Source organism: Candidatus Izemoplasma sp., assembly GCF_982632705.1.
Genome location: NZ_CEXEES010000018.1, coordinates 1 through 26,631, shown reverse-complemented (window position 1 = coordinate 26,631; position 26,631 = coordinate 1). Strand labels below are relative to the sequence as shown.

At 33.6% G+C, this 26,631-nt stretch carries 24 protein-coding genes; 1 reads left to right on the top strand and 23 read right to left on the bottom strand.

Features of this window, described 5'->3' with window-relative positions; all coding sequences use genetic code 11:
• The 14 genes from AC2LE6_RS04035 to AC2LE6_RS03970 all read right to left on the bottom strand — a co-directional run.
• Positions 1-812 (bottom strand): YgeY family selenium metabolism-linked hydrolase (locus tag AC2LE6_RS04035; RefSeq protein WP_484477969.1); only part of this gene is annotated, 812 nt, incomplete at its 3' end.
• A gap of 13 nt (positions 813-825) precedes the next feature.
• Positions 826-2,082, bottom strand: a complete 1,257-nt coding sequence (thrC, locus tag AC2LE6_RS04030; protein ID WP_484477968.1) for a threonine synthase — start codon at positions 2,080-2,082, stop codon at positions 826-828.
• Positions 2,083-3,786: an adenine deaminase gene (gene ade / locus AC2LE6_RS04025; RefSeq protein WP_484477967.1), complete on the bottom strand. Its 1,704-nt coding sequence runs from the start codon at positions 3,784-3,786 to the stop codon at positions 2,083-2,085.
• 15 nt (positions 3,787-3,801) lie between these two features.
• Positions 3,802-4,641: an FAD binding domain-containing protein gene (locus AC2LE6_RS04020; protein ID WP_484477966.1), complete on the bottom strand. Its 840-nt coding sequence runs from the start codon at positions 4,639-4,641 to the stop codon at positions 3,802-3,804.
• A complete protein-coding gene (locus tag AC2LE6_RS04015) occupies positions 4,635-5,108 on the bottom strand; it encodes a (2Fe-2S)-binding protein (protein WP_484477965.1) in 474 nt (157 codons plus the stop codon). Before AC2LE6_RS04015 ends, AC2LE6_RS04020 begins: the two co-directional genes overlap by 7 nt.
• Positions 5,101-7,188 (bottom strand): xanthine dehydrogenase family protein molybdopterin-binding subunit, encoded by a 2,088-nt coding sequence (locus AC2LE6_RS04010; protein ID WP_484477964.1) that lies wholly within the window; start codon positions 7,186-7,188, stop codon positions 5,101-5,103. Before AC2LE6_RS04010 ends, AC2LE6_RS04015 begins: the two co-directional genes overlap by 8 nt.
• Before the next feature lie 7 nt (positions 7,189-7,195).
• Positions 7,196-8,266, bottom strand: a complete 1,071-nt coding sequence (locus tag AC2LE6_RS04005) for a 4Fe-4S binding protein (RefSeq protein WP_484477963.1) — start codon at positions 8,264-8,266, stop codon at positions 7,196-7,198.
• A complete protein-coding gene (locus tag AC2LE6_RS04000) occupies positions 8,263-9,558 on the bottom strand; it encodes an amidohydrolase family protein (protein ID WP_484477962.1) in 1,296 nt (431 codons plus the stop codon). The genes AC2LE6_RS04005 and AC2LE6_RS04000 overlap by 4 nt, the downstream gene beginning before the upstream one ends.
• Positions 9,558-10,862, bottom strand: coding sequence for an amidohydrolase family protein (locus tag AC2LE6_RS03995; protein ID WP_484477961.1), 1,305 nt, complete (start codon positions 10,860-10,862; stop codon positions 9,558-9,560). Before AC2LE6_RS03995 ends, AC2LE6_RS04000 begins: the two co-directional genes overlap by 1 nt.
• A 57-nt stretch (positions 10,863-10,919) precedes the next feature.
• Positions 10,920-11,759, bottom strand: a complete 840-nt coding sequence (locus AC2LE6_RS03990) for an XdhC family protein (RefSeq protein ID WP_484477960.1) — start codon at positions 11,757-11,759, stop codon at positions 10,920-10,922.
• A gap of 16 nt (positions 11,760-11,775) precedes the next feature.
• Positions 11,776-14,076 carry a xanthine dehydrogenase family protein molybdopterin-binding subunit gene (locus tag AC2LE6_RS03985; protein ID WP_484477959.1) on the bottom strand — a complete coding sequence of 767 codons (2,301 nt, stop codon included), beginning with the start codon at positions 14,074-14,076 and terminating at the stop codon, positions 11,776-11,778.
• Complete coding sequence (locus AC2LE6_RS03980; protein WP_484477958.1) at positions 14,073-14,525, bottom strand: (2Fe-2S)-binding protein; 453 nt, start codon at positions 14,523-14,525, stop codon at positions 14,073-14,075. The genes AC2LE6_RS03985 and AC2LE6_RS03980 overlap by 4 nt, the downstream gene beginning before the upstream one ends.
• A complete protein-coding gene (locus AC2LE6_RS03975; protein WP_484477957.1) occupies positions 14,522-15,310 on the bottom strand; it encodes an FAD binding domain-containing protein in 789 nt (262 codons plus the stop codon). Before AC2LE6_RS03975 ends, AC2LE6_RS03980 begins: the two co-directional genes overlap by 4 nt.
• Positions 15,310-15,888 carry a nucleotidyltransferase family protein gene (locus AC2LE6_RS03970; protein ID WP_484477956.1) on the bottom strand — a complete coding sequence of 193 codons (579 nt, stop codon included), beginning with the start codon at positions 15,886-15,888 and terminating at the stop codon, positions 15,310-15,312. The genes AC2LE6_RS03975 and AC2LE6_RS03970 overlap by 1 nt, the downstream gene beginning before the upstream one ends.
• Positions 15,889-16,501: 613 nt before the next feature.
• On the opposite strand from AC2LE6_RS03970, the gene rnjA reads away from it, so the two are divergent.
• Positions 16,502-18,184 carry a ribonuclease J1 gene (gene rnjA, locus AC2LE6_RS03965; protein ID WP_484477955.1) on the top strand — a complete coding sequence of 561 codons (1,683 nt, stop codon included), beginning with the start codon at positions 16,502-16,504 and terminating at the stop codon, positions 18,182-18,184.
• Between the two features lie 23 nt (positions 18,185-18,207).
• Here rnjA and AC2LE6_RS03960 read toward each other — a convergent pair whose 3' ends face one another.
• The 9 genes from AC2LE6_RS03960 to AC2LE6_RS03920 form a co-directional block, all read right to left on the bottom strand.
• Entirely contained in the window at positions 18,208-19,107 is a 900-nt protein-coding gene (locus AC2LE6_RS03960; protein ID WP_484477954.1) for a hypothetical protein, read from the bottom strand.
• Positions 19,108-19,193: 86 nt separating this feature from the next.
• On the bottom strand, positions 19,194-19,964 hold the full coding sequence (gene kamE / locus AC2LE6_RS03955) for a lysine 5,6-aminomutase subunit beta (protein ID WP_484477953.1): 771 nt from the start codon (positions 19,962-19,964) through the stop codon (positions 19,194-19,196).
• Complete coding sequence (kamD, locus tag AC2LE6_RS03950; RefSeq protein WP_484477952.1) at positions 19,964-21,526, bottom strand: lysine 5,6-aminomutase subunit alpha; 1,563 nt, start codon at positions 21,524-21,526, stop codon at positions 19,964-19,966. The genes kamE and kamD overlap by 1 nt, the downstream gene beginning before the upstream one ends.
• A gap of 5 nt (positions 21,527-21,531) precedes the next feature.
• Complete coding sequence (kamB, locus tag AC2LE6_RS03945) at positions 21,532-22,533, bottom strand: lysine 5,6-aminomutase reactivase subunit KamB (RefSeq protein WP_484477951.1); 1,002 nt, start codon at positions 22,531-22,533, stop codon at positions 21,532-21,534.
• Complete coding sequence (gene kamA / locus AC2LE6_RS03940; RefSeq protein WP_484477950.1) at positions 22,505-23,764, bottom strand: lysine 2,3-aminomutase; 1,260 nt, start codon at positions 23,762-23,764, stop codon at positions 22,505-22,507. Before kamA ends, kamB begins: the two co-directional genes overlap by 29 nt.
• 10 nt (positions 23,765-23,774) lie before the next feature.
• Entirely contained in the window at positions 23,775-24,806 is a 1,032-nt protein-coding gene (gene kdd / locus AC2LE6_RS03935) for an L-erythro-3,5-diaminohexanoate dehydrogenase (RefSeq protein WP_484477949.1), read from the bottom strand.
• A 2-nt stretch (positions 24,807-24,808) separates the two neighbouring features.
• The gene (gene kce, locus AC2LE6_RS03930) at positions 24,809-25,630 is read right to left on the bottom strand and encodes a 3-keto-5-aminohexanoate cleavage enzyme (RefSeq protein ID WP_484477948.1); all 822 of its coding nucleotides are present in this window, start codon (positions 25,628-25,630) and stop codon (positions 24,809-24,811) included.
• Positions 25,630-26,013: a 3-aminobutyryl-CoA ammonia lyase gene (kal, locus tag AC2LE6_RS03925; RefSeq protein ID WP_484477947.1), complete on the bottom strand. Its 384-nt coding sequence runs from the start codon at positions 26,011-26,013 to the stop codon at positions 25,630-25,632. The genes kce and kal overlap by 1 nt, the downstream gene beginning before the upstream one ends.
• Positions 26,014-26,018: 5 nt before the next feature.
• Positions 26,019-26,631 (bottom strand): 3-oxoacid CoA-transferase subunit B (locus AC2LE6_RS03920; protein WP_484477946.1); only part of this gene is annotated, 613 nt, incomplete at its 5' end.

Genomic DNA, 26,631 nt, shown 5'->3' with positions numbered 1-26,631 from the left:
TATGTTTCACCATCTGTTAATCTTCTATCAATACTGATTGAACAACCATCAGCTACAGCACAACGTGATGGACTACTATAGAATATTTCTGAAACAGTTAAACTACCTTTTCCTAAGAATTCATTATCTAAAAGTTTAGGATGTAGTTGCTCTAGTTCTAATAGAATTGGTGCCATTTTAAATATTGCGTTATCTCCACGTTCAGGAGCACTACCGTGACAACTAACACCTGCTACAGAAACTTTGATTTCCATACGTCCACGATGTCCTCTATAAATGTTTAATGATGTTGGTTCTGTGATCACAACAAATTCAGGTTTTATGTTTGATTCATTCACTATGTATTGCCAACATAATCCGTCACAGTCTTCTTCTTGAATAGTACCTGTAACTAATAATGTGAAATCATTTTCTAAATCTAAATCTTTAATTATTTTAGCTGCATAAACCATTGAAGCCATTCCACCTTCTTGGTCGCTTCCTCCGCGTCCAACAATGATGTCATCAATCAATGCACCAACGTAAGGATCGTAATCCCAGTTTTTAATCTCTCCAACACCTACTGTATCGATATGTGCATCCATAGCGATTAAGTGTGACCCTGTACCGATGTATCCTAAGATGTTACCCATTGGATCGATATCGATTTTATCGAAACCAACTTTCTCCATTTCTTCCTTAATCCTAAGTACTACTAATTCCTCATCACAACTCTCACTTGGAATAGCGATCATGTCTCTTAAAAATGTAGTAATGTCTTCTTTGTATAATTCAGCTTGTTTTAGTATTTTATCATATGGTATTTTACTCATTTCCTTCACCTCGTTAGTTTATTAAATCTAAGAATGCTTCTAATGGAAGCTGTTCTTTTATTTTTGTTTTGAAATCATTTTTAGTTATGTGATATGTGTGTTTACTGTTTTTCAACGCATTTACTTGATCTTTCAATCCATTACCGGTAACAATAACAACCGTTGTTTCTGATGTATCAATAAGATTCTCTTCAATTGATTTTACAAAACCTGCATAACTTGCAGAAGCTGCTGGTTCAGCAAATACTCCTTCGTTTGAAGCAAGTTCTTTCATTGCGTTTAAAATCTCTTCATCAGTAACTGTTATAAAATAACCATTACTGTTTTCAATTGCTTTTAATCCTTTTACAGGATTTCTTGGAATACCAACAGCGATACTATCTGCGATTGTATTCTCGTCAGCTTCTTTGATTGCTTCTTTGTTTTTCCATGCATCATAGAATGGTGAACATCCCTTACTTTGCACTCCGATAATTTTCGGTATTTTTTTGATCATTCCAATACTGAATAAATCGTAAAATGCTTTATAAACACCATATACAGTACAACCATCACCAACACTAACAATTACATTGTCAATGTTTGTAAAATGTAGTTGTTCTGCGATTTCTAAAGCGACTGTTTTTTTACCTTCTACAAGGTGGGGATTGATCGCTGCATTTCTATTATAGAAACCATATTGATCAATTGCGACCTTGCTTGATTCAAATGTATCTTTATAATCACCTTTTACCTTAACCAAATTTGCGCCGTAATTGATAAGCTGTGATAGCTTTCCTTCAGGTGCTCTTTCTGGGATAAATATAACTGTTTTCAGGTTCATCTTGGCAGCATTTCCTGCTAAGCTGGACGCTGCATTTCCTGTACTACTACAAGAGATGAAATCATTGTTACTTTCGATTGCTTTGATACATGCAACCAAACTCGCTCTATCCTTAAGTGAAGCCGTTGGATTCACTCCTTCATCTTTTATATATAAGTTTTCAACACTGTATTTCTTGCTGATATTACTTGATTTATAGAGAGGAGTCCATCCAACCTTTAAGGTCGAATAATCACTTGATTCTATACTCATAAGTGGTAAGTATCTAAGCATAGACATATCCTTGTTATTATTGAAATAATCAAGGTTTACTTCTTCTTTCATTAATTCGTAATCGTAATTAATTTCTAGAATTCCTTTTTCTCCACATACTGGACATGTCATCAAGCTGAAATCAGTATATGTTTTCTCACACAGTGTACATTGATAGTTCTTTACGTACTTCATCTAATCACCCTCAATTTCTACTGGTTTGAATTGTATAACATCAAATAATGATTTATCTGTAAGTTTTAACTCTGGGATTACTGGAAGACTCATAAATGCAAGTGATAAAAATGGGTCATCAACATCGTCATTTATTCCTAAGCCAAATGCTTTTTCTTCTAGTTCTTTCAGTTTTTCATTTACAAAACTATAATCTTTATTTGTCATTAGTCCTGCGATTTCTAATTGAATAGAACCCAGTACTTTATCATTACTAACTACTGCAATACCACCTTGGATGCTATGTAGTTTTTCTACTGCTTTAAACATATCTTTGTCATTATCTCCAACAACAACTATGTTATGAGAATCATGAGCAATACTCATTGCGATTGCACCATTTTTAAGTCCGTATCCTTCTAACAATCCGATTCCGATATTTTTAGTGTAGTGATGTCTTTCAACTACAGCTACTTTTAGAATATCGTTTTCTGGGTTATTAACATACAATCCGTCCTTTATAGAAACTCTTCTCATTACTTTGTTTGTAGTTACATTGTTAGGTATTAATTTTATTACTTTCACTAAATCATCTTTTAGTTTTAAGTCAAACTTAACATCTGGAAGATTTAGTTTTACTGAATTAATAACATGAACATCTTCAAAGTGTTCTACTTCAAATAACGCTTCTTTGTTCTTTGCGACTAATAAACCATCTATAAATACTTCTTCAACTTTTATGTTTTGAATATCATTGAATGTTACTAAGTCTGCGATATAACCAGGAGCAACAGCTCCGACTTGTCTTAACTCGTAACAATTCGCAATATTTATAGTAGCCATTTTAATGGCAGTTATTGGATCGACATTATTCTTGATTGCTAGATTGATATTGTAATCAATATGGCCTTCTCTGATGATATCCATAGGATGTTTATCATCAGTACAGAATAGTAATCTTGTATGATTGTGAGGTGTTATTCCTCCAATAAGAGCTTCTACATTTCTAGTCGCAGATCCTTCTCTTAAATGAATATACATTCCTCTACTTACTTTCTCGTTTAATTCTTGTACATTCGTGCATTCGTGATCGGTTTTTATGTTTTCTAAAAGATATGAATTCAATTCTTTTCCAGTAACAAGAGGTGCATGTCCATCAATAATTTTATCTTTCATAACTGATAGTTTGTTGAGCATGTTATGTTCTCCATGTATTACACTTGGATAATCCATAACTTCTCCAAGACCTAGTATCCCGTCTCTATCTTTTAAACTGTATATATCTTCATTTGAAATAGTACTTCCACTTGTTTCAAACGCAGTTGCAGGCACACATGAAGGAACCATTAAATGTAGTTTCATTGGCGTTTGTTGTCCAGATCTGAACATAAACCCAATTCCCTTTACACCTAGTACGTTAGCTATTTCGTGGGGGTCTGCGATAACTCTTGTTGTACCTCTTGGTACAACTATCTTTGAGAATTCTGTTGGTGTTAACATTGAAGATTCAATGTGAACATGGCCATCAATAAAACCAGGAGAAACATATTTGTTTTTCATGTCGATTTCTTTGATACCTTGGTAATGCCCAATACCAACAATGATTCCTTTTTCTATAGCGATATCATTCTGTTCTATCTTGTGATTGAAGACATCAATAATTCTACAGTTTTTTAGGACTAATTCTGCTTTTTCTTTACCGATTGCGATTTGATGATTTCTCATTAGTTCACATCCTTCTTACAATGAATCTACTAAATCACTTAATAGATTTAAGGCTACTTTTTTTCGATATTCTTTGCTTGATCTTTGATCATTTATCGGTGTAATAAATTCTTGATAATCGTTTAAGATTTCTTGTTTTAATTCTTTGAGTTTTGAGACTTCAATGTTTGTATATTTCTCTTCTAGTTCTTTTCTTCTTACCATAACTGGACCTACTGCCCCAAATACTAATCTTAGGTCTGTTATGATGTTTTCCTTTATGTTTACTCCATATGTAAATGATATCTTACTAATCGCATCAGCTTTTCTTCCACCGACTTTGATAAAGTCTTCTTTTGTGAATGAGACTTTTGGAATTAGTACCTCAGTTATCATTTCATTGGATTTAAGAATGGTTCTTCTTGGACCTGTGATTACATCTCTAACTTTTACAATTCTTTTTGAATTGAGAGTTTGAATTTTTACAGATGCATTTAGTGCATATAATATTGGTAATGTATCTCCTGCAGGAGATGCATTTACAATGTTTCCTGGTAATGTTGCTAAGTTTCTTAAAGCTGGTGATGCCATTACTTCAATGCTTTTTTTCAGAAGTTTAGGTATCCCTACATGATTGAGTAAATCACTGACAGGCGTACATGCTCCAATGTATATAAATTCATATGATTCTCGAATATATTTTAGTTCTTTGATGTTAAAAATGAATACTGGTTTCTTTGTGAAATTAGGTGTGATTTCAGCACCTTGTTTTCTTTGTACTAGTAAGTCTGTCGCACCTGATATGATTTTTGATTCATTGTTATTAATGAATTCAAGTGTATCAATCAGCGTTTTAGGGATTAAATAATCTACCATAATCCAGCACCTTCTTTACTAGCTCTTTGAACAGCTTTGATGATCATGTTGTATCCAGTGCAACGGCATAAGTTCCCTGATAGTCCAATTCTTATTTCAAAGTCTGTTGGGTTGGGATTTTCACTTAATAGTGAATGACTTGCCATCAACATACCTGGGGTACAGAATCCGCATTGTACTGCGCCTTCTTTACTGTAACAATCGATTAGTAATTTCCCTTGTTTTGTTTCACTTAATCCTTCAATTGTCAGTATGCTTTGCTCATGGACTGTTCCTATTGGAACAAGACACGAGTTTATAAGTCTGTCGTTTAGTAATACACTACAAGCTCCACATTCACCTTCTCCACAGCCTTCTTTTGAACCTGTGTAGTCAAACTCTTCACGCAGTACGTCAAGAAGTCTTACAGTTGGATTTTGTGTCGTTGATACTTCTTTGTTGTTTAGTATAAATGTTATTTTACTCATTGTTCATCAACTCCATTATGTATTCAGGTGTTACTGGTATTTTGGTTACCTTTTTACCGATTGCGTGTTCAACAGCTAGTGCGACAGCTGGTGCTCCACCAACAAGTGTAAGTTCACCTGCGCCCTTTGCTCCATATGGTCCTAGTGGATATGGATTATCCATTAAGTATGTATGAAGTGGAGGTGCGTCTACTGATGTAGGAATTATATAATCAGTAACATTCTTTTGTTGTATTTTTCCATCGACAGCATTCATTACTTCTAAATAACCATAACCGATTCCTTGAAGTTGCCCACCGTCTGCTTGCCCTAAGATGATTTGTTCATCGATTGCTTTTCCAACATCGTAAACGCTCCATCCTTCTTTGACAGTTACTTCGTATGTGTTTTTATCTACTTCTACTTCGATAATGTTTATTCCCCATGAATATGCAGGATATGCATCTCCATGGAATTTGTCTTCATCCCATTTAATATAAGATGGTTGTTTGTATTTTTCTGTGATTAATTGATACTCTTTATCTTTCCAGTTTTCTTTTAATTGTTTGGCAGCTCTAGCAACCAAACCACCAACGATCATTATTGTACGTGACGCTACTGTTGGTCCTGAATCAGGAACTAAGTTTGTATCTGGATGATTATATTTAACATTCTCAAGTGGAATATCTAATATGTTTGAAACAATTTTAATCATTGTTGTTTTTACACCTTGTCCCATATCAACTGCGGCGATTAGAATTGTTACGATATCATTGATATCTTTTTCTAGTTTTACGACCGCGTTGATGTGAGTTGCTTCACCTGAACCTGTGAATCCACAACCATGTAAAAACCAACTCATACCGATTCCTTTTAAAGAATCTTCTTTTTTATATTCTTTTTCTTTTCTAATATAGTCTGATTCTTTTAATACTTTTTCTAGCATTTCTGGCATAATGATTGGATCTCTAAATGTACCTGACGTTGATGTAGAATCATTTTGTTTTGCTAAGTAGTCTTTTCTTAAAGTCAGTGGTTCTACATTTAATTCTTTTGCGATATGATGGATAAACATTTCAATCGCAAACAACATTTGTGGAGCACCAAATCCTCTAAACGCACCATTTGGTACAGTGTTTGTTAAGAATACATCGCCGTTTATCTCAAGGTTGTTTATTGTATAAACCCCTGTACAAGCGATTAATGCTCTTGATAATACAACACCGCTTAATCCGATATATGCTCCAGCATCAATTCCAACATTACTCCCGATACCTAGGATCTGGTTATCTTTCATATATGCTTTTAAAGTAATGGTTGCTGGATGTCTTTTGGTTGTTGTTTCCATATCTTCTTCTCTTTCATAGACAAGTTTGATTGGCTTCTTAATCTTATGAACTGCAATAGCAAGATGACACGCTATTAAACTTGGGAATTCTTCTTTACCACCAAAAGCACCACCTACTGTGGCTTGTTTTACTCTTACATATTCTTCTTTTGAATCTAGGATAGAAATTACTGCGTCTCTTACATAGTAAGGACATTGAATACTACCAACTAAAGTAACTTGGTCATCTTCAAAATAACCAATCATACCTTGAGGTTCGATATATAGTTGCTCCTGGTATGGTGTGTTATATGTGTATTCTATCTCGAATTCAGAATCTTTTTTTGCTTGTTCGATGTTTCCTTTTGTAAAGTTATAGTTTATTGCACTATTTGTATACTCGTATAGCGGTGTTAATACTTCATACTCTATTTCTATCATGTTTACGATATCAAGTACTTTTTCTTTGTCTGGACCAATTACTAAAGCAATTGGTTCTAGGTAATAATTTACTTGATCTACTGCGAACACAGGCATATCATCAAATATCATTTTGACAAAGTTTACACCAGGAATATCCGTATGATCAATTATGTAATATCCTTCTTCAAGAACAGGATATTTTCTATTTATGATTTTAGCTTTTTGATGTTTACTTCTAACTGTGATTGCTTGAAGCATTCCATCTATTTTATAATCGCTTATATATTTAGACTTCCCCGATGATTTGTCATCGCTGTCTACTTTCTTTATTGTTTTACTTATATCTTTCATTTTGCACCTACTCTAATGCCTTGAACGGACATTTTGAGATACATAATCCACAACCAAAGCACATATCAGCATCGAATGTGATTTTGTCTTTTAATTCAATTGCGAAATATGGGCATACTTTAACGCATAGTTCACATTTAGTACACTTGTCTTCTAGGAGCACTGGAACACGTGGTTCGTATGTAACTGGATTATTTAATGTGTAATCTTTTACTTCTTGTGCTGATTTGAAACCATATTTTTCTAATTTTTTAGGTAAGTCATTGATTATTTTTTTGTATAAACCTTTTCCTTTTAGTAACGCACCGCTCAACATTTGAACAGCGTCTGCACCTGCGAGTAAGAATTCGATAACGTCATCTGCGTTTTGAACTCCACCAACTCCGATGACTGTGAAATCAGGCATCGCTTTTTTAATGTTATATACAGTAGCAAGTGCTAAGTTTTTGATGACTGGACCTGATGTCCAAACAAATCCACTCTCTGGAGCGTATTTGATTGACTTTGTTTCTAGGTCTATTTTCATTGTAGGACCAAGGCTATTGATTGCTACTAGTCCATTTGCTCCTGCGTTTTTACAAGCTTTTGCAAATTCTACAGGACTTGGTATGTGTGGACTTATCTTCATGTAAATTGGTTTAGCTGTATGTTTTCTAATTGTCGCAACTGTATTTGCAATTACTGATAAATCAGTTCCAACGTAATGCGTTGATACTTCAAATGCATCTGCGAATTTGTCTAAACGAGGAATCAAGAATTCCATATCATCTTTTGTATAACCAACACTAATGATTAAGGGACGGTCTTTTTTCTCCTTTAGTTCTGGTAGAAATTCGTTGATCCATGTGTCATATGAATGTTCACTCCAAAGTTCACTGTTCATAACGTAATCTTTGTCTCCATAAATACAAGGTCTTGGGATATGTGGTTCTTTGGTAGAAATTGTTTTTGTGACTAAAGCTCCTACCCCTTCGTTTTGTAGAAATAATAATTTTGTACTATCTCCTACTATTGGTCCTGAAGCTGGCATTAAAGGATTTTCAATATTAATACCGTCAAAACTTACATTTAATTTCATAGGTTTCCTTCTTTCTCAATCTTGTCCCATAATAGTTGTGCGTATGAGGAAGATTGGTTGTATGTATTTTGTAGTTCTTTATCTACTTGTTTGTTTTCTAGTAATTGTTTCCCACCAACAAATACGTGGTTTGGTTTGAAATCATGGAATAATCCAAAGAATAAATGTCCTAAAATGTTCTCTTCTTTTACAGGGGTTGGTTTATTAAAATCTAGAATGATTAAATCTGATTCATACCCTTTTTCGATTGTTCCTATTTTGGTTTCTAAAATGTCGTTTGCGTAATCATATGTATCGTTTATAATTCTCTTCAAATCATCTAGTCCAAACCCAAGTGGGTCTTTTGTCTTAGAATGCATAGTGTAATATAAACTATGATACTCACTTGTAATGTTTTGACTTAACCCATCATTACCGATGATTACTTTTATACCGTGTTTTTTCATTGCCTGATAATCAGGTAATCCAACTGCGTTGTTCATATTGGAATTTACATTCAATGCGATGACAGCTTGATTTTCCTTGATTATCTTATACTCACTTTTATTTAGATATAGACAATGAGTTAAAATACTATTTTTTCTTATAAGATCAAAAGAGTGAAGTCGTTCTATTACTCTTTTGTTATATTTTTTAATTGAGATATCTTGGTCCATTTTAGATTCAGCGACATGAATATGAATTGGACCTTTGGTTTGTTTCTTAATTTTAGTTAATGATTCGTTGTTTAATGTGAATGCTGCATGCATTCCGAATAACCCACGATTGAATGAATCATTGTTCTCTTTGATGAATGTATTGTTTTCTTTGATACACTGATCGATATCAAATCGATCACTGGATTCAAAACAATATATCCCTCTAACTCCTACTTCGTTTAATGCTTTTTTTAAAGAGTTTAGAGAACCTTGAATTTCAGCACTAGCGTGGTGATCTATAATCGTTGTTACTCCGTTTTTTATGTATTCTACCCCAGATACAATACCTGAGTAGTAGTTCATTTCATTTGTCAGGTTTCTATCTAGTTTCCACCATAACTGTTCTAACAACTCTTGAAAGTTATTTGGATTAAATGGTACACTCATTCCTCTTGCGAATGTGCTGTATATATGACTGTGTCCATTTACAAGTCCTGGCATAACTATTTGATTAGAACAATCAATTTCTTGATAGTTAAAATTCTCATAGTCTTCCATTTTTCCTATTTCTATAATAGTGTCTTTGAATAGAATGTATGAATCTTCTTGATATGTTTTAAAATCGTAATATGTTACATTGATTAATGCATTCATTATTTCACCACCTTGTTTAGTAATGTTCCTGTGTTTGATTGTAACGTTCTATCTTTTAATACGAATATACCGTTTGACATTGTTGATACAACTTCGCCTTTAACAGGGAAGTCTTTGTATATAAAATGATCTGTATCACTATGGTTTTCTGTGAGTTGTTTTTCTTTTAATTTATAAAGGAATAGATCAGCATCACTGCCTTCTTGTATAATTCCTTTTTGAGGGAATAACTTATGTGCTTTTGCGACGTTTTGTGTCATTTTATCAACGACTTTAATTCCAAACATTGAAAACATAATATCAAAACTATATTCAACTCCACCAACACCGAGTGGCATATCTTTTAGAAGTGTTTTTTGTTTGTCTTTGAAATCAAATGTACAGTGGTCTGTCCCTATTGTGTAGACAGAATCTATATTGTTTTTTAACAATGTTACTTCTTCAAAACTTCTAAGAGGAGGTGCCATTGTATATAAGAATCCAAGTTTGGATTGTAGAATTGAGTTATCATATACAAAATAATGAGGACAACTTTCAATAATCAGGTTTTTATTTAGGATGTCGCTATATTCTTCTTTTAGCATCTTCAATGTCTTACCACTACTTAGATGAACCATATATAAGTTTCCACCTGTATCTCTTGCGTATTGTGCAAGTTTCAATGCTTCAGATGTTTCTGAGATGGTAGGTCTACTGATTGGTAAATCATGATATGTCATATTATCTTTTTGAATAATTTGATCGTCATTCTCGATATGAGCAGTGACCATAAAATTATTTGTTTTAGATAGTTTTAATAACTCAATGATTTCTGTATCGTACGTTCTTCTATTTGAATCACTATATGTAGTAAATAATTTCACTGTATTTAATCCAAGAGTAGACATTGTATCTACAATTGTTTCTACATTACCTTTTGGGTTCATGACACATGCATGGAACTTATAATCAATAAGAGAATCTTTGGCTTGTACAGTTCTTAGATTAAATTCTTTTTCTAAGTCTTGATTGTTGTTTACGGGACTTAGGAAATCTATAATGGTTGTTACTCCACCAAAAACGGCAGCTTCTGTGCCTTTTTTAAAATCATCTTTTGATGTTCTTGTACCTAAATCTAATTCAAAGTGTGTATGAGGATCAATGACCCCAGGAAATACCAATAATCCATCAGCGTCATACGTTTCCTTTGCTTCAAACAATTCGTTAGAAATTTTAGATATAAGACCATCTGTGATATAGAGATTCATTTCGTGATATTCTAACTCTTTATACACTAATCCATTGATTATTCTTAAATCGTACATGTTGTCACCTCTTTGGTAGAAATACTCTAACTGTGGGTTCACAGTTAGAGTTATTTTTTATTCCCAGTATTTATCTTTACCTTCAAATAGCGTTGTTCTCATATGAGCATGGTTTGGTTTATTGTTGTGGATTGCTAAGATTTCTGATGTGATTGAAACTGCAATTTCAGCAGGACTTTGTCCACCCAAATCTAACCCTATTGGTGAATAGAAGTTAGATAGATCTACGTCTTTTCCAAATTTCTCATATGTTTTGTTTAGGAAGTCTTTTAGTTTTAAATGACTACAGATCATTCCTAAGTATTTTAGTTTTATGTTATTTTCTATTATTTTGTTTATAACTGCGTAATCATATCTATGTGATGGTGTTGTAACGATAACAAAGCTATTTTCAAATATCTCGTTATTGTCGATATACTCTGTGAATGAAGATAAGATTACATCATCCCCACCAATAAATTCATTGATGACAGGTTCTCTGTGATCGATGATTTTTACGTGGAAGTTCATTGTTTTTAAGACGTTTGTTAGAGCTTGTCCAACATGTCCAGCACCAAATATGTATATTGTTTCTAATGGTCCAATGTATTCAAAGAACATAGTTACTACTCCGCCACACTCCATAGGAAGTGTTTCTGAATCTTTTAGTTCTTTTCCTTCTTTTAGTAGGTATTTCTTAGTGGTGCTTTTTCTTGTTTTTAGAAGTTCTTTTGCAAGTTCTATTGCTTGGAATTCTAGTGCACCACCACCTACTGTACCGAATAAGGTATGATCGTATGTTACGACCATTTTTTTACCGACTTCTACTGGTCCATCACCTTTTTTTTCTATGACTGTTACTACAACCAAAGGGGTTCCTTTGCTTGTGAGTTTCGATATTGTGTTATATAAATCCATGTGCTCACCTCTTGAGTTATTTATTCTTTAACGCCATTAAGATTTTTTCAGGAGTAATTGGTAATGTTTTGATTCTTACTCCTACTGCGTTGTAGATTGCATTTGCAAGTGCAGCTGGTGGAGTATCGATTCCGATTTCCCCTACTGATTTTGCACCGTATGGTCCAGATTCTTCAAAACTATCAGCGAATTCTGTAGTTAGATCTCCGATTTCCATACGTGTTGGAACATGGTAGTTAAGTAAGTCATTAGTAATCTTTTGTCCTTTTTTGTTGTATAGAACTTCTTCATACATTGCCATACCGATACCTTGAACGATTCCACCTTCTACTTGCCCTCTAGCAAGCATTGGGTTGATTGTTGTTCCACAGTCTACTACTGAGACATAGTTTTTAATGTCTACAACACCTGTGTCTGTGTCCACGTCTACTTCAACGTAACCTGCCATAAATGGAGGTGGAGATTTATGTCCAACGTAAGATGCTGTTACTGTTAGTTGTTTTTGATCTTCGTTGTAATATAATCTATTTGATAATTCGTTGATTGTGATTTCTTTGTCTCCTGCTTTGAATGTTTTACCATCATATTCTACTTCGTCTTTTTTAACATTGAAGACATGAGCAGCTTCTTTGATTAGTTTCTTTTTCATTTTTAAGGCAGCTTTGTGCACTGCGTTACCTGATACGTAAGTAGTTGATGAAGCGTATGCTCCTGTATCAAATGGAGTTAAATCTGTATCAGAACTATATACGATCATGTCTTTGATATCACACATTAATGTTTCCGCAGCGATTTGAGCTAAGATTGTGTCACTACCTTGTCCGATATCTGTTGCACCGATCATTAAGTTATAGAATCCATCATCATTTAATTTGATTGTGGCAGATCCCATATCGATGTATGGTATTCCAGATCCCTGCATAGCGATTGCCATACCGACACCTTTTACTTTTGATTCTGAGATTTGTTTTCTTGGGTAGATTTCATCCCATTTGATTAGTTCTTTTCCTCTATGTAGACAGAAATCTAATTTACAAGAATCCATATTCATCGCAGTACCTTCTGTCCCTTCACCCATGATTTCAAAGATTGGTGATGTTTCGTTTTCTTTGATCATGTTTTTGTCTCTAAACTCAATAGGATCTACTCCTAATTTTTCGATTAAGATATCAATTGCGCTTTCGACAGCGAAGTTCCCTTGGATTGCACCGTATCCTCTAAATGCACCAGCTGATGTGTGGTTTGTATATACGATGTCACCGTGGAAACGTACTGAGTTTACTTTGTTGTATAAAGGTAATACTTTTGATCCGGCAACCATGAATACTGTTAGTGCGTGTTCACCGTATGCTCCTGTATCACTTAAGATATAACAATCAATACTTTCTAGGATTCCGTCTTTTGATGCTCCTAGAGTTATATCTAGACGCATTGGATGTCTTTGGAAGCTTGATTCAAATACTTCTTTTCTTGTATATATTATTTTTGATGGTTTTCCTGTTCTCATTGTTACTGCAGATACGAACATTTCACCATGGACTTGTTGTTTCCCACCAAATCCTCCTCCAACACGTGGTTTAATTACACGGATTTTAGATAGAGGAATCTCTAATGTTTGAGAGATGATTCTTCTAACGTGAATCGGTGTTTGTGTTGAGGTGATTAAAACCAGTCTACCTTGGTAGTCTAGTCTTGCGTTTACTGTGTGTGGTTCTAGTGCCATATGGTTTTGTGCTTGTGTGTAGAAAGATTCTTTAATAACTACATCTGATTTTTTGATGTCTTCTTCTACGTTACCAACTTCCATGTGATACGCTGCGGCAATGTTTCTTTTTGGTTCAAAACCAATTGGGAACATTTCAATTGCTTCAGGTTCTGGATGAAGGATTGTTTCGTTATCTAGTGCTTGTTCAAAGTCTAGAATAGGTGTAAGCACTTCGTATTCTACTTTGATTGCGTTTAATGCTTGTTCACAAATCTCATCACTGATTGCGGCAACTGCCAGTACTTCATCACCAACGTGTCTTACGAACTCGTCTAAAACGAATTTGTCATGTGGAGATGGTTCTGGGTATCCTTGTCCTGCTCTTGTGAATGAGTTTCTTTTGAAATCTTTATGAGTTAATACAAGTTCTACACCTGGTATTTTTAAAGCTTCTGTACTATCGATAGAAACGATTCTAGCAAAAGCGTGTGGAGAACGCATTATTTTTATGATTAATGAATTGGGTTCAGCAAGATCATCTGTGTAAGCAGGTCTTCCCATTAATAACCCCATACCATCTATTGAAGGTATTTTATTATTTACTGTTTTCATTTGTTGTCCTCCAAATAATCTCTTATCGCTGTATGTTGAGATTGGTATCCTGTACAACGACAAAGGTTTCCTACTAAGTATTCTTTTATTTGTTGGTTGTCTGCTTTTGGGTTTTCTAGTTTTAATGAGTATACAGTTAATGCAAGAGATGGATTACAATATCCACATTGATCTGCACCTTCGTCTCCCATGTATTTTCCTAGTTTTTCTGCTTCTGTTGGAATTCCTTCAACAGTTGTTATTTTATGATTTTCAGCTTTTGCAGTTAGCAATGTACAAGATGCTACTGGTTTGTTGTCTATTAAAATAGTACAAACACCACAACTACTACTATCGCATCCTCGTTTTACACTTTTGAAATGATTGTTTCTTAATGTATCTAGTAAGTACTCACCTGGTTCTACATCTACATTGAATATTTGGTTATTAATATCTAGTTTTACTCTCATCCTTGTGTCACCTCTTTTAGTCCTCGTTTTATGAATGTTTCTACAATGCTTCTTCTGTATTCTTCGCTTGCTTTTGCATTGCTACCAAATTTTGTGTTTTTAGAAATCATTGAAGCAGCTTTTTCTATCGTCTCTAAGGTTACTTCCTCTTTATTGATAAAATCCATTGCTTCTGTTTGTAACAGAGCGACACTCGGTCTAGCACCGACTGCGATTGATATTGATTCACCCTTGGTGATTGCCACATTGACAACAGCAAAATCTAAGCTGGTTTTCTTCATTGCTGTGAAATATCCTTTGTTGTTTGTTTTCTTGATTATAATGTTCATTAAAATGTCATCTACTTTTTTCAGTTTCATGAACTCTTTTAAAGTCATCGTTCCTGTTTTATAGAATTCTAATGAGCAGTCCATAACTAATAGCGGGGTTAAAATATCACTAAAAGAATATTTACCAATAATACTTCCACCTATTGTAGCGATGTTTCTGATTGAAACACCCATAATGCCTTTTATTGCATTTGATAGGATTCCATCATTAATTTTTTGCAAGGATTCATTTGTTTCCAAATCTCTCAAGGTAACCATCGCACCAATAGTAAGAGTATCTTTACCATCTTTAATTTCATTTAATTTACATTCTTCTAAATCGATTAACGTCTTAACGTTTTTGTTAGTAAGTCTTAACCAAGCTCCACCACCAACAATTGCATTGTCTTTGTCTTCTTGAAGTAAGTTATATGCTTCTTCTAAATTTTTGACTTTGACAAAATTATTAATTTTCATTACGAACCAGTCCTTTCTAATAACTGTCTATATTCACTTACTGTGTCTATATCTTTGTATATTCCTTCATCTTTTACTTCAATGTAGTTAACTTCATGTTTGTCTCGCCAAACCTTTAAGTTAGAAGAAATATCTTCATTCTTTAAATCTAATACTAAGTTGTGTGAAATAAAAATTGGATGTCCTCGTCTCCCACTACAAACAGGAACTCTGATCAGGCCATCTCCTTGTATCAATTTTTCGTAAGTAGTCTTACTGACCAAGGGATAATCACCTGGAATAATAAAAATATTGCTATTTACATCTTTTATTGCTTTTTTTATTGAGCTAAACATTCCCAATTGATACTGATCATTATGGATAATATGAACCTTATTATCGGATTCAAATAATGAAGTATAATCTTCGGTATAATGTCCTGTTACTATTGTAATTTTATTACAATATGTAATCATCGATTGTACTGTGTGATAAATTAGAGGTTTACCCAAGTAAGGTAGTAGCATTTTATTTTGCTTCATTCGACTTGATTTTCCACCCGCTAATATAATACCTTCAATCAAAATTATCAGCTCCATTCTCATTTCTTAATTGTAAGAACACTTTAAACAGCTAAAGCGCACAGTTTAGGCGTTTACAGTCGTAAACGCTTACATCATTATTGCCCATTTCATCGCTATTTCTCTTTATTATACCATATTTCACACTTTTTTGATAGAAATAAATGGGCTTAAACTCAAGCACAGAGCCGTTTATCTAATGTATTATTATTCTAAATAAATAATCTAACTTCGTAAGTGACTATGTGAAAATTCGTTTTCATGAATCACATGTCTAATTGACAATCTATATCTAGGTCTACTTCATTTATAGGAGAATATAACTCTTATGATTATTAAGTCTTTTACCCTAAATAGTAAAGTCAAATTCAAGAAAAAAGATTTATAGAACACATATCTATCCCTAAGTAATATTAATTGTATGATTGCTTAAAAAACATACAACATATTCATGCCCAATTATATCGAGGAAACCAATTTATTGCCATTGAGCAGTTTGATCTGTAGGATACTCTTAAAAGGGTCGATTTTTACTATACAAACCCTTTCAAGAACATTTGTTCACATATGACCACATATTTGTGTATAATAGAGGTAACAAGAATACATTTATCCAGAAAGGACTATAATAATGCAAAGTAATTTATTAAACAAAAACGAAGTCGGTGTTTTTGCATTAGGTGGTCTTGGTGAAGTTGGAAAGAATATGTACTGTATAGAGTATCAAGATGAAATAATCATAATTGATAGTGGGATCCTTTTTCCCGATGATTCATTGTTAGGTATCGATTATGTAATCAATGACTATACGTATTTAAAAGAAAACCAGAAAAAGATAAAAGCTTTAATCATTTCTCATGGACATGAGGATCATATTGGAGCAATACCTTATCTTTTACGCCAAGTTCATATTCCTAAAATATATGCGAATGGTTTTGCCATTGGTTTAATTAGGAACAAAATGAAAGAACATAGAGGATTACGTGCTAACGTAATCGAGTTTCAAGAGTATGAAAAACTAGTTTTAGGTAAACTAAGTGTTTCATTCTACAGAACAAATCATTCAATCCCAGACAGCTTTGGAGTTGTCGTACATACACCAGAAGGTGTCATCGTACATAGTGGGGATTTTAAATTTGATTTTACACCTACTGGGCCAGACGCGAACTATCAAAGAATGGCTGAACTAGGTAACAAAGGAGTATTACTTCTTTTAAGTGATTCTACCAATAGTGAGCTTGCAGGTTTCACCAAAAGTGAGAAGACAGTTGCAAGTAGCATTAAAGACATATTCACAAAAATTAAGGGACGTGCAATCGTAGCTACATTTGCGAGCAACGTGCATCGTGTTCAACAAATAATTGAAGCAAGTGTTGCTACAAACAGAAAAGTTGCTGCATACGGAAGAAGTATGTTGAAAACATTAGAAGTTGGTAGTGAAATGGGGTACATTAAAGCACCAAAAGGTACTATGATTGATCCCAATCATATTAAAAGATACAACCCTGAAGAAATTACTATTATTTGTACAGGTTCACAAGGTGAACCATTAGCGGCACTTAGTAGAATTGCTGCAGGAACACACAGACAAATCAAAATCACTCCAGGTGATACTGTTATATTCAGTTCTTCTCCTATCCCAGGTAATCAAATTGGTGTAGGGAAAACTATTAATCAGTTGTTCAGACGTGGAGCCAACGTAATAGTAAATAGCCCATTGTCAGATACACATACATCAGGACATGCTGGACGTGAAGAACAAAAGTTATTATTTAAACTATTAAAACCAAAATTCTTTATGCCAATTCATGGTGAATATAGAATGTTAAAAATTCATGCCCAAACTGGACATGCATGTGGTGTTAGAAAAGATAGATCATTTGTTATGGATAACGGTGATGTATTAGCTGTAACTAGAAAAACAGCACGTATCGCAGGTAAAGTACAAGCGGGGACTGTTTATGTTGATGGTACTGGTATTGGTGACATTGGAAACGTTGTAATAAGGGACCGTAAGAACTTAAGTGAAGATGGCTTACTTAGTACAATAGTTACCATCAATCCTGAGACTTTAGAAGTTATTGGAAAACCAGTTATTATTTCTAGAGGGTTTATCTACATGAGAGATCATGAGGAGCTAACTTCTGAAATATCAGCAAAAGTTAAACTAATTGTCGAACGTAAATTAAAACAAACTAAAAAGTTAAATGTTAATATACTGAAACGTGAAATTACTAAGCAAATTAAAGATTTTGTTCAAAGTAAAACTGAACGTAATCCTATGATTATGCCAGTAATAATGAGTGTAAATTAAAAAGAGCCTTTCGGCTCTTTTTTTTATAGAATTTCTATTTGCTTCTCGTCATTTTTTATTCTTGAGTAAACAAAGAATACACCAATCAATCCAAATAATGCGCTCATTCCAAATGACTCAGTGAAAATCCCCTTAAGTTCTGGGTGATTCCACACTTGTTGTATTGTAGCATCGTTATCCAACGCAATATAGAACATTATTCCTACATTAGATAATATTATTGCTCCAAAAGTAAATAATGATATTATGTATTTTGTATATCTTTTAGGTCTACCACCCAGTAAATTGAAACCATAGTAACTTAGAATTCCAGCTAGAATAGTGATTATACCTATATACCACCCAAACCAGACAGCCACTGCGTAAGGAATCGCTCCAAGTATAGCTCCAACTAGTCCTCCTATATAACCAAGAATAGAACCAGGTTGCTCGTTCAGTATCTCTTTTTGCTCGTTTGCCTTTGCAATTGCAGCTTGTTTACAAGATTCATGTGAAGGTAATTTAACTTTATTTATATATACAGTTGAATCAGTAGACTCATCATTACAATAAATACAAGTTTTCCTTGGTGTTATACCAAGCTGTGAGAACTTTGTAATGTACTTATCTAAAACTTCTTTCAATCGTTCAGCATTGATACCTTTTATCCCCTCATTCAAGCGGATCGTTAAAATATTTTGCTTAACTTCATAATTTATAGCTTTTAAGTCTTTTTTATTTAGATTAATGAAATCTGACAATGCCCCAGCATCACTTGAAGATATGTTGTTATATGGTATATACAATATCTTAAAATTATTATGCGAATTACTATAACTCAGATTTTGCTCCAAAGTAATCTCAAATCCACTATAATTTCCATAAATTGCCTTTTTTTCTATATCCCAGTTTAACTCAGTACCTATTTTCTTTATTGAAGCCATTCTAATCATCCTCTCATAAATCGTACATTATAAATTATACCACTTTTTATAAATAAGTGAAGTAAAAAAAATCACCCGTAGGTGATTTATTTTTCGTTTAATTCCTTGATAAAGAAACTAGCTACATCTTCTGCGTATTTTTTAGGTCCAAAACCAGCATCATAACCAAGTTCTTTAGCTAACTCATGGTTAATTCTTGGTCCGCCTACAATTAGTACAAATCGATCTCTGAGACCCTCTATTTCAAGTAACTCTATCATATTAACTAAATTCTTAATGTGAACATCTTTTTGAGTTACAGTTTGTGATATAAGTAGTACGTCAGCATCAAGTTCTAAAGCCTTTTTAATCATATCTTCATTCTCTACTGAACTACCCATATTATAAGCATCAATGTTCCTATATCTCTCAAGTCCGTAATGACCTGCAAAACCTTTCATATTCATGATTGCATCTATTCCAACAGTGTGTGCATCTGTACCAGTTGAAGCACCAACAACAACTATATTATTATTGAAGTTCTCATCAATAAAATCTTCAATTTCATATTTTGATAAAACATCATTTTCAAGCGCAACTACTTCTATTTCATCATAATTGACCGTATGTGATAAATTACCATAAATAACGAACATTGTAAATGTTTCATCAATAGAAATACTCTCTGCTACAAGAGGGTTCTCCAATCCCATTTTTTTCGCTAATTCTTTCGCTGCTTCACCCGCTTGCTCATCATTAGCTACTGGTAATGTAAAACTAACCTGAACCTTACCATCATTCATTGTATCTCCGTATGGTTTTAGTTTTTTTAAATCTAATTCTTTGTTAAAGGATTTATTGCTCATATCGTAACCCATTATAACTCCTCCTTTAACTCTGCTATCATTTGGTCAAGTATTGGATTTACATATAGTTCGCTTTTTGCGAACACTCCCTTTAATCCTTTTCCATTATCTTGAGGTCTTTTAATTCCAGCAAATATACCTCTTTCAAGTGACTCAAATATACCAATATTAGTAATTTCCTCTAATAGTGTAATTGAATCTTCAAGAACTTGTTTAGCTCTATTAACTATAATACCATCTTTTTTGAACTCAATCTCATTACCGAAATCTTTCATTGTCGTATTAATGTAAGTAGCATTTTCAATCGCAAGATATCTATCACTCATAAAAGGTGTATGAACTGCTTCAGTAAGCATTCCCAATAAGTGTATACGTTGATTTGTAGCTGTTGTTACAATATTGAAAAGTGCATTCTGAACTTGTCCTTTAAAAATATTCCCAGTCATATGTTTTGTTGGTGGCATGTATTTCAAAGGTGCATTCGGAAAAATTTCTCGAGCCATAAGTGCTTGTGAATACTCATACAGAAATCCATTCTCAACCTTAGGATCAATCTCAAATGCATGTCCTAAACCTTGTAATTCCTCTTTCATGTAAGCCTTCAATGCGAATTGCTCATTTATAAACTGTGAAGCTAGTACAGTATGTGCCTCAGTAACAGCATCACTAGTTGTTAAATAGTTATCTTCACCTGTGTTAATGATTATACCAGAGTACGCATTAATAACTCTACTGAAGAATTGGTCAACGAATGTACGCTTCATATTAATATCTCTGAATAGTATTCCATATAAAGAATCATTTAGCATCATATCAAGTCTTTCTAGTGCTCCCATTGCTGCAATTTCTGGCATACATAAACCTGAAGCATAGTTAACTAACATGATATAACGATCTAGTTGATCCCCAACTTCATCAAGTGCTTCGCGCATAATTTTGAAGTTCGCTTGTGTAGCATAAGTTCCACCAAATCCTTCTGTTGTTGGACCGTATGGAACAAAGTCTAAAAGTGATTGACCAGTAGTTCTAATAACAGCAATTACATCTGCTCCAGCTCTTGCTGCAGCTTTGGCCTGAACAACGTCCTCATAAATATTTCCAGTGGCAACAATTACATATAATAACGGACTTGTTTTATCTCCAAATTTAAGTTGTTGGTTTTCACGAAACATTTTATTTTGTTTTATCTTATATAAAGAATCTGTAATGTAAGGTTGAAGGATAGATTCAACTTCATTTTTTTGTAAAGGTTCATAATTATTAAGATCAATTTCATTTTTGGAAATCTTTAAAGTTAATTCCTCAATTGAAATCTCATCAGACTTAATTACACTTGCAATGTATGAAGCTACACCATGTTTTAAGTTTCCTGACTTTTGAAGTTGAGAAACAATAATGTTGGGTAATGGTACTTCTACTTCATCTATACCATCTATTCCTAATAATCGACAAATTGTTCTTTCAACCGTTACTGTTGTGTGAACATCAATAAACTCTTGAGTTTGAATCGCGATTGCGGTTGCCAATGATCTGGCTTCTTGTATTTTTTCTTTATTTAGTTTTAATTTACTCATTTATATCACTCCAAATCTGCAAGAACATTTATGCAATGTAATTTATTGTGTTGTTGCAGTAGTTTCTTAAATTTCTCATTATCATATTCATACCCTGTTGGAGAGTATGGATTTATGGCTAGAAATAGAACTGGAACACTGTTTTCTACTTCGAATTTTATGTTCAACTTTTTCAGTAATTCGTACTTGTGAATGTCACAAATAAAGCTAATTGAATCATCAACATGCACTGTGCAATCAACAAAATACTCTCTATTCAAAATTATATTATCAGTTATTCTATTTGTAATTGCACCATGAATTCTAGCATATTTTAGTTTGATTTTATTGCTAATTATATACTCAAATACTTTGTCTTTACTGAATTCTGAATCTATGTTATAACCATTAGAATCAACATCTATCAGGTCGTATTTAGATCTGATTGTTGAACAAGGTAAATCCAACTGGTCAATTAGGTTTCTTGTGTGATTTATTGTCTTATTCATATCTCTAGAATAAGATGCACCTGTCACTAAAATCATAGCGTCAACTAAATCATAAACTGAGAAAGATTTCCTGAACAAAGCACCATCCAAAAAGATACGATTTGGCTCGTACTTTTTGAGTCTCTTTATTACTTCTTTCATTTTGGTTTTTGTAGATGGTCCAGCAACTAATACATACCCGTCACTCATTGCTTCTATAATTACTATCAATCCAAGAGCAGTGTTGATGGATGTTTTTTCATGAACAACATATTTGATTTCAGTTTCAATCAAACAGTCTGTTGCTGTTGCAATTAACATACCTTTATACACTTTGATTCTTGGCTTTGGTTTGTAATTTACATTATCAATTTTTTCACCATCTAAACCTATAGATGTGATTGCTATTGTTTGTGATTTTAGTTCCTCTATTAATCGATTCAAAACTGTTGTTTTTCCAGCGTTTTTTGATAGCCCGATTATAGATATAGTTTTGTGATTCTTTAAATATTTATTGATTGTTTTTTCTTTTTCTAACATTGTTGAATTGATCTAATCTAACTTGCTGTTGGATGTATGGATCAACATTACCTTCTCTAGCATCAACACAGTCTTCACAATCACATTCGTTATCATAACTTGTAGGTCCGTAGTATGTGGTAATCATTCCTTCGTAATTTCTAAGAATGGTTTTACCTGGAGCTTGAGAAATTATATAGTTCGGCATTACTGGAATTTTTCCACCACCACCTGGTGCATCTACAACAAAAGTTGGCACTGCAATTCCAGAGATGTGTCCACGTAATCCTTCTATAATTTCGATACCTTTGCTGACCGGAGTTCTAAAGTGTTCTATACCTTGACTTAGGTCACATTGGTAAATATAGTAAGGTCTTACTCTTATCTCAATTAATCTCTTAACTAATTTTTTCATTATATTAACACAATCGTTAACACCTTTTAGTAACACTGATTGGTTCCCAACTGGGATACCAGCGTTTGCCAATCTATCAATTGCAAGTTTAGATTCGGGTGTTAGTTCTTTTGGATGATTGAAGTGAGTGTTTAACCAAATCGGGTGATATTTTTTCAGCATATCTACAAGCTCAGTTGTAATACGTTGAGGCATTACTACTGGAGTTCTACTTCCGATTCTTATTACACCTACATGATCAATCTCTCTTAAACGAGAAATAATATATTCTAGTCTTTCATCAGCAACTAATAGAGCATCTCCACCACTTAGTAAAACATCGTTCACTTCTGGGTGGTTTTTGATGTACTCTAATGCTTTATCAACGTTGTCCATTTTTGATCCTGAATCTTGTTGTCCAGCAAATCTTCTACGAGTACAATGTCTACAATACATACTGCACATATCAGTGATTAAAAATAATACTCTGTCTGGATATCTATGTGTTAGTCCTGGTACAACACTATCTCCATCTTCATGAAGAGGATCTTCTAAATCGTGTTGTCCAAAATGTAGTTCTTCGATTTTAGGTACAGCTTGTAACAATACAGGATCGTTTGCATTCTCAGGATTGATTAAAGTTAAGTAGTAAGGCGTTATCGCCATTCTAAACTGTCCTAAAACTTCTTTGATAGAAGTCATGTTTTCATTATCTAGTGATACAAATTTATTTAAATCCTCAACTGTTTGGATTCTATTTCGTGTTTGCCATTTCCAATCGTTCCATTGTTCGTCAGTAACATTTGGAAAGTATGTATTTTTTCTTTCAATATATTCTTTATATAATTTAACTGCCATTGTTTTTCACCTATGTATATAATCTTTCAAAAAGTTCTTTAATGTTCTTATTATTGTTAACAACATTTAAAGTTAATTCTGCATGTCCCTTAGTATATCCATTTCCAATAATCATAGTTACATCACTACCAACACCTTCAGCACCTAGTGCCGCTTTGGTAAATGATGTTGCCATACTGAAGAAGTAAACTACTCCATCATCTTTAGTTGATAAAATACAAGACATCTCTGTGTTCTGAACATTAACAACATTGATAGTTACGTCAGCTAGTTCTGAGTGAACTTCTTTTACTTTTTCATATACTTCAATTGCGTTTGTTGCGTCTGCTAAAACTACTTTATGACACAGTCCTAATTCTTTTAGAAGTTCAACTTGCCACATCTCATTTACAACACCAATTACTGTTCCATTTGGACCAGCATTTACCATCGCTTGGTGAGCACATAACACACCACTTTTCCCAGCTGCTCCAATTATCAGAACAGTGTCATTCTCTTTGACTAATTTGTCAACTTGAGCAGGTGCTCCAGCAACATCTAGTGCTGCAAGGACTAAATGTTCATCCATGTCAGTTGGTACTTTGGCAAAAATACCTGATTCAAATAAAATTGCTTCTCCAGTTATATTAACTTGATCATTATCTAGATTAATAGAATTGATTTTTTTAATTTTCAGTGGTGTAAGTGATAATGAAACTAACGTTGCAATTTTGTCTCCAACTCTAATTTCTTTGTTTGGGAATTCAGAACCAATCTCTTTTATAGTTCCGATTAACATTCCACCACTACCAGTTACTGGATTTTGCATTTTACCTCTAGTGTTGACGATATCTAAAATCATTTCTTCCATTTTAGATACATCCTTATCACATGCATTTTTAATTTGTGTAAATGATGCAGAATCGATATTCAGTGTAATTACATCTATTAATATTTCGTTATCATAGATCTTCATTTCGTTACTAATTTTTGTTGCTGCTTGTGGTAAAACACCACTTGGTTCTAGTACTCTATTTGTACCGTATTTGCATAAATCTTTCATGTCTACTCCTTAAGTCCTATTATTCTTCTTGCTTCATCTGGTGAGGCAATTTCTCTATTATACTGTTTAGCTATTTCCACGACTTTCATAACTAAATCTTCATTTCCTTTTGCTATTACACCTTTTTCTAGATAGATGTTATCTTCTAACCCTACTCTTACATGTCCTCCATGTTTGATAGCTAGTTCTGCTAATTTGAATTCAAATCTTCCGATTCCAGCAACAGAATATGTTGCTTCTTTTGGTAGACTTTCTTTTAGAAATATGAAGTCTCTTTCTTCACCTGTTTGTCCCCCATTTACACCTAGTACAAAGCTAAAATGTAAGGGTGCTTTTATGAAACCTTTTTTATATAAATTATTAACCTGGTCAACATGCATTTTACCAAAGCATTCTAACTCTGGCACTATGTTTTTTGAGTATATTTTTTCAGCGAAATACTTAATATCATCTTCGGTATTTATGAATACTTCATCCCCACCAAAGTTAACACTACCACAATCGAGAGTACACATTTCAGGTAGTAGTTCAGTTGGTTGTAAACGTTCATCGTTTGTCATTCCTACTGCACCACCTGTTGACGGCTGAATAATAACGTCTGGTGCTACTTCTTTGATTGCGTTTATTGCTAAATTAAATCTGTTTTTATCTTGAGTTGGTGTACCATCATCGTTTCTAACATGTAAATGTATGATAGATGCACCTGCTTTATATGCTTTATATGCTTCTTGTTGGATTTCTTTAATTGTGTACGGAACATATTCATTATGTTCTTTTAACACCTCAGCACCACAAATCGCTGCTGTTATGATTAATTTCTCCATTAGAATCTTTGTTTATCCTTAGGAGTAATACAAGTTCCAGTTGCTTTTGCTACTAAGATTTTCTCTTCTAGTACTTCTGCAGCTGATTCAGATATATCTGTTCTTGCTTGAATCACTTTGTGAGCTTCAAAAGCCATTTTTCTTGAAGTATTCCCTTTGTGAGTTATCCAACCAGTTACTTCGATGTAATCTCCAGCGTACAATGGTGCCAAAAACTCTACGTTGTCATATGCTCTAAATAACCCTTCATCACCATCTGTTCTAATTAGTAGTTCTGTAGCAACATCTCCAAATACTTGTAAAGAAAATGCTCCGTCTACTAAACCTCCACCATAATGTGCATTGTGTGCGCTTAAACGCATTCTAATCATTACTTTTTCCATTAAATTCACTTCACTTTCATGACAGAAGGATCATTGATGATAAGATCTGCTTCTGTGGCTTGTTTTATTTCTTCTATTGTAAACATATCGTTGTATTCAACTAAATGTAATCCATCTTCTTTTACTTCCATAACACCCATTTCAGTTATGATCAAGTTTACTTGATTCTTAGCTGTTAATGGTAATGTGCATTCTTTAAGTATTTTAGCTTTACCTCTATTGGTGTGTGTCATTGCTATAATAACTTTTTTAGCACCTGTTACTAGGTCCATAGCCCCACCCATTCCAGGAACCATTTTCCCAGGAATTATCCAGTTGGCTAAACTACCTTTTTCATCTACTTGTAAACTACCAAGTACTGTAACATCGACGTGTCCTCCTCTGATGATTCCAAATGATGTTGAACTATCAAAGTACATACCACCTTGTTCAAGTGTCACAGGTCGACCACCAGCATTGGTTATATCCATATCTACATCATCTTCGTCAGGTGCAGGCCCAAGACCAATCATTCCATTTTCTGATTGTAGATAAACTTCGATATCTTTTGGAATATAGTTGGCAACTAAGGTTGGTAGCCCAATTCCTAAGTTTGCAACGTCTCCATCGTTTAGTTCT

What these genes read in the sequence shown, in the direction of transcription:
- thrC (WP_484477968.1), bottom strand. Translation starts at nt 2,082, where the DNA reads ATGAAGTACGTAAAGAACTATCAATGTACACTGTGTGAGAAAACATAT.
- kal (WP_484477947.1), bottom strand. Translation starts at nt 26,013, where the DNA reads ATGGAAAAAGTAATGATTAGAATGCGTTTAAGCGCACACAATGCACAT.
- AC2LE6_RS03975 (WP_484477957.1), bottom strand. Translation starts at nt 15,310, where the DNA reads ATGAAAATTAATAATTTTGTCAAAGTCAAAAATTTAGAAGAAGCATAT.
- rnjA (WP_484477955.1), top strand. Translation starts at nt 16,502, where the DNA reads ATGCAAAGTAATTTATTAAACAAAAACGAAGTCGGTGTTTTTGCATTA.
- kdd (WP_484477949.1), bottom strand. Translation starts at nt 24,806, where the DNA reads ATGAAAGATTTATGCAAATACGGTACAAATAGAGTACTAGAACCAAGT.
- AC2LE6_RS03985 (WP_484477959.1), bottom strand. Translation starts at nt 14,076, where the DNA reads ATGAAAACAGTAAATAATAAAATACCTTCAATAGATGGTATGGGGTTA.
- kamE (WP_484477953.1), bottom strand. Translation starts at nt 19,964, where the DNA reads ATGGGTTACGATATGAGCAATAAATCCTTTAACAAAGAATTAGATTTA.
- kamA (WP_484477950.1), bottom strand. Translation starts at nt 23,764, where the DNA reads ATGGCAGTTAAATTATATAAAGAATATATTGAAAGAAAAAATACATAC.
- kce (WP_484477948.1), bottom strand. Translation starts at nt 25,630, where the DNA reads ATGGAGAAATTAATCATAACAGCAGCGATTTGTGGTGCTGAGGTGTTA.
- AC2LE6_RS03960 (WP_484477954.1), bottom strand. Translation starts at nt 19,107, where the DNA reads ATGGCTTCAATAAAGAAAATAGGTACTGAGTTAAACTGGGATATAGAA.
- AC2LE6_RS03990 (WP_484477960.1), bottom strand. Translation starts at nt 11,759, where the DNA reads ATGGATTTATATAACACAATATCGAAACTCACAAGCAAAGGAACCCCT.
- AC2LE6_RS03980 (WP_484477958.1), bottom strand. Translation starts at nt 14,525, where the DNA reads ATGAGAGTAAAACTAGATATTAATAACCAAATATTCAATGTAGATGTA.
- ade (WP_484477967.1), bottom strand. Translation starts at nt 3,786, where the DNA reads ATGAGAAATCATCAAATCGCAATCGGTAAAGAAAAAGCAGAATTAGTC.
- kamB (WP_484477951.1), bottom strand. Translation starts at nt 22,533, where the DNA reads ATGTTAGAAAAAGAAAAAACAATCAATAAATATTTAAAGAATCACAAA.
- AC2LE6_RS04020 (WP_484477966.1), bottom strand. Translation starts at nt 4,641, where the DNA reads ATGGTAGATTATTTAATCCCTAAAACGCTGATTGATACACTTGAATTC.
- AC2LE6_RS04000 (WP_484477962.1), bottom strand. Translation starts at nt 9,558, where the DNA reads ATGAATGCATTAATCAATGTAACATATTACGATTTTAAAACATATCAA.
- AC2LE6_RS04010 (WP_484477964.1), bottom strand. Translation starts at nt 7,188, where the DNA reads ATGAAAGATATAAGTAAAACAATAAAGAAAGTAGACAGCGATGACAAA.
- AC2LE6_RS04015 (WP_484477965.1), bottom strand. Translation starts at nt 5,108, where the DNA reads ATGAGTAAAATAACATTTATACTAAACAACAAAGAAGTATCAACGACA.
- AC2LE6_RS03995 (WP_484477961.1), bottom strand. Translation starts at nt 10,862, where the DNA reads ATGTACGATTTAAGAATAATCAATGGATTAGTGTATAAAGAGTTAGAA.
- AC2LE6_RS04005 (WP_484477963.1), bottom strand. Translation starts at nt 8,266, where the DNA reads ATGAAATTAAATGTAAGTTTTGACGGTATTAATATTGAAAATCCTTTA.
- kamD (WP_484477952.1), bottom strand. Translation starts at nt 21,526, where the DNA reads ATGAGTAAATTAAAACTAAATAAAGAAAAAATACAAGAAGCCAGATCA.
- AC2LE6_RS03970 (WP_484477956.1), bottom strand. Translation starts at nt 15,888, where the DNA reads ATGGAGCTGATAATTTTGATTGAAGGTATTATATTAGCGGGTGGAAAA.